The organism is Roseateles sp., assembly GCF_044373315.1.
Taxonomy (GTDB): domain Bacteria; phylum Pseudomonadota; class Gammaproteobacteria; order Burkholderiales; family Burkholderiaceae_C; genus JACDQM01.
Map to the genome: position 1 here is coordinate 1 of NZ_JBILQK010000218.1, position 2,583 is coordinate 2,583.

Below are 2,583 nucleotides of genomic sequence, written 5' to 3' on the forward strand. Positions count from 1 at the left end.
TTGCAGGAAGCCATCGCTGCTGCTGATGCACGGATGTATGCGGCCAAGGCGCAGTTCAAGCGCCGCAGCGGCGATCTGCATGCCGATGCGGGGCTGCCTGACTCAGCCCCTCGGGCTTGAGCGCAAGTTCAGCCGCATCAGGTCCTTGTCGAGGTAGCGGCCATCGAGGCACTTCAGCGCCTGCGGCAGCTGTCCGTAGCGCTCGAAGCCGACGCGGCGATACAGGCGCACGGCACCGGTGTTGCTGCTGGTGACGGTCAGCAGCACCTGCTCCAGCTCGTCGTCAGCGCGCAGCAGGCGCAGCGTGGATTCCAGCAGCGCCAGGCCGATGCCTTGCCCCATGCAGTCGTCGGCCACCATCATGCCGATCAGGTGCACGGTATGGCGCAGCTTGCTGCGCGCTTCGCCTTCGCAGCTGACGGCGCCCACCAGGCGCGGCCCCTGCCAGGCGCACAGCGTGAACAGACAGGGGCTGCTGGCGCCCGCCTGGCCACCGTCATCCGCGCGTCCTAGCCGGCTGCGGTAGCTGTCGGCGCTGCGCTGGCGCTCGGTTGCGGCGTCGGAGGTGAACGAGTCCTCATGCGCGGCGATCATCGTGTCGCGAAGCTGCTTGTAGGCCACCAGATCGCGCTCCTGCATCAGGTGCAGGCGGATGCCGGGCGGGGTCGCTGAAAACTCCATCAGGGTTCGAGCTGGCTCAGTTCGGCCAGCGTGTTGGCGTTGAAGAAGGCTGGCACATCGCCTGCCTGATCGAAGGGCACGATCACATGGGCCTGCGCGCGCATCCAGGTTTCCAGCTTGCGGCCGCCCTGAGCCAGATAGTCAGCCAGCGGCGCGGCCAGGCTGCGGCGCAGCAGGCAGAAGACGGGCTGCAACTGCGGCGGTTCACCCGCGAGCGGCAGGGCCAGGTCCGCCGCATCGGCTTCGGCCGCAGCGCCCAGCCGCGCCGCCAGATCGACCGGGAGCAGCGGCGAATCGCAGGGCACCGCCAGCAGCCAGGGCGTGTGGCAGGCTTGCAGCCCAGCCAGCAGGCCGGCCAGCGGGCCGTTGAACTCGCCATCGGCATCGGGCAGCACCGGGTGACCGAAAGCGGCGTAGTCGTCCAGGTGCCGGTTGGCATTGATCAGCAGCGGCCCCACCTGCGGCGCCAGGCGTGCCAGCGCATGGGCCACCAGCGGCTGGCCGCGCAGCAGCTGCAGGCCTTTGTCGACGCCGCCCATGCGGCTGCCGCGCCCGCCAGCCAGCACCAGGCCGGTGATGGACTCAGGCGCGATCATCTTTGTCGGAGTGCACGCGCGGCGAGTCGACCGGAAAGGCATCGGCTTCGACGCGCGGCCCCTTCATCACCGCGGTGATCCAGCTGCCGATCAGCCAAGTCAGCACCAGCGTCAGCGAAAACAGTATGGCGCCAATGACGATGAAGTCGATCAGCATCTGGCCGCGCACCGCATCGTTGTGTAGGCCGGGCTGGACGAATTGCTTGAAGAACTCGCCGATCAGATAGGGCAGGGCAAAGCTGGCCGCGAGGGCGAGCATCAAGCGCCGACGTACCTGGACGGTGAACCAGCGCGTCAGCGCGTCGCCGAGCGGCTGCGTGGCGCTGGCCTGCGGTGTCTCGGGATGGGCGGTCATCGCGGCTTCAGCCTCCGATGTAGTGCATTTCGATGCGCCTTGGCGCAGGGCTGCCGGTCGACGGCGTCTCGGCGGCGCGCAGCTGCGAATATCGGTCGTCGCGGCGGCCCCAGAGCTCGGCCAGCGCGGCGCCGATCTGCGCATCGCTGATGGCAGCACCCGCGGCCGGCCGCAGCAGCGCGCGCAGGTCATGGCCCTGGTGCGCGAACAGGCAGGTGTAGAGCTTGCCTTCAGTGGACAGACGGGCGCGGTTGCAGTCGCCGCAGAAGGCCTGGGTGACGCTGGAGATCAGGCCGATCTCGCCGCGCCCGTCGGCATAGCCCCAGCGCTCGGCGGTCTCGCCGGGCGCGCTGGCGTCGAGCTGAACCAGCTCGAAGTCCTGGCGCAGAAGGTCCAGCAGCTCGCGCGAGGGCAGCACCTCATCCATGCGCCAGCCATTGGTGGCGCCCACATCCATGTACTCGATGAAACGCAGCACCACGCTGCCGCCGTAGTTGTCACGGAAGTAGCGCGCCATCGGCAGGATCTGGTCTTCGTTGACGCCGCGCTTGACGACCATGTTCACCTTGATCGGTCCCAGGCCCACGGCCTGCGCGGTCTCAATTCCCTTCAGTACCTCGGCCACCGGGAAGCCCACATCGTTCATGCGCTGGAACACAGCATCGTCCAGGCCGTCCAGGCTGACGGTGATGCGCTGCAGCCCGGCGTCCTTCAGCGCCTGCGCCTTCTTGGCCAGCAGCGAGCCGTTGGTGGTCAACGTCAGGTCCAGCGGCTCGCCCTCGGGTGTGCGCAGCGCGGCTAGCATCTCGATCAGGCGTTCCAGGTGGCGGCGCAGAAGGGGCTCGCCCCCGGTCAGGCGCAGCTTGCGAACGCCGTGCGCAGCGAAGATGCTCGCCAGCCGCGTGATCTCCTCGAAGCTCAGCAGATCCGCCTGCGGCAGGAACTGGTGAT

The 2,583-nt window shown here is 68.4% G+C and carries 4 protein-coding genes; all 4 read right to left on the reverse strand.

The annotated features are described in order from the left end of the window. Nucleotides 1-102 precede the first annotated feature (102 nt). A complete protein-coding gene (locus tag ACIQ67_RS20645) occupies nt 103-681 on the reverse strand; it encodes a GNAT family N-acetyltransferase (protein ID WP_397536248.1) in 579 nt (192 codons plus the stop codon). Continuing rightward, nucleotides 681-1,277, reverse strand: a complete 597-nt coding sequence (mobA, locus tag ACIQ67_RS20650) for a molybdenum cofactor guanylyltransferase MobA (RefSeq protein WP_397536249.1) — start codon at nt 1,275-1,277, stop codon at nt 681-683. The genes ACIQ67_RS20645 and mobA overlap by 1 nt, the downstream gene beginning before the upstream one ends. Beyond that, entirely contained in the window at nt 1,264-1,632 is a 369-nt protein-coding gene (locus ACIQ67_RS20655; protein WP_397536250.1) for a hypothetical protein, read from the reverse strand. Before ACIQ67_RS20655 ends, mobA begins: the two co-directional genes overlap by 14 nt. 7 nt (nt 1,633-1,639) lie before the next feature. After that, nucleotides 1,640-2,583, reverse strand: a 944-nt coding sequence (gene moaA, locus ACIQ67_RS20660; protein WP_397536251.1) for a GTP 3',8-cyclase MoaA, incomplete at its 5' end; no start/stop codon positions are given.

Bases quoted from the DNA above. Each gene is read 5' to 3' on its own strand.
- ACIQ67_RS20645 (WP_397536248.1), bottom strand. From the start codon at position 681: ATGGAGTTTTCAGCGACCCCGCCCGGCATCCGCCTGCACCTGATGCAG.
- ACIQ67_RS20655 (WP_397536250.1), bottom strand. From the start codon at position 1,632: ATGACCGCCCATCCCGAGACACCGCAGGCCAGCGCCACGCAGCCGCTC.
- mobA (WP_397536249.1), bottom strand. From the start codon at position 1,277: ATGATCGCGCCTGAGTCCATCACCGGCCTGGTGCTGGCTGGCGGGCGC.